Annotated in this window: 1 protein-coding gene; it reads right to left on the minus strand. The window is 71.7% G+C overall.

Features of this window, described 5'->3' with window-relative positions; translation table 11 throughout:
• Window positions 1-196, minus strand: a 196-nt coding sequence (locus N825_RS35955; protein ID WP_198039095.1) for a PAS domain-containing protein, incomplete at its 3' end; no start/stop codon positions are given.
• Between the last annotated feature and the right edge of the window lie 16 nt (window positions 197-212).

Genomic DNA, 212 nt, shown 5'->3' on the forward strand with positions numbered 1-212 from the left:
TGCCCAGCAGGCGTTCGACGGCCGGATTGAGCGCCTGCACGCGGCCGGCGGCGTCGACCGCGGCCACGCCTTCGTCCAGGTTGGCCAGCACCGCGTTGAGGTACTCGCGCCGGCCCGACTCGACGCGCTGCAGGCGGGTGATCTCGATGGCGTCCTCGATGCACGCGGCCACCGTGGCCAGCGAATACACCAGCACGCCGGCCATTCCCATG

Source organism: Skermanella stibiiresistens SB22, assembly GCF_000576635.1.
Taxonomy (GTDB): domain Bacteria; phylum Pseudomonadota; class Alphaproteobacteria; order Azospirillales; family Azospirillaceae; genus Skermanella; species Skermanella stibiiresistens.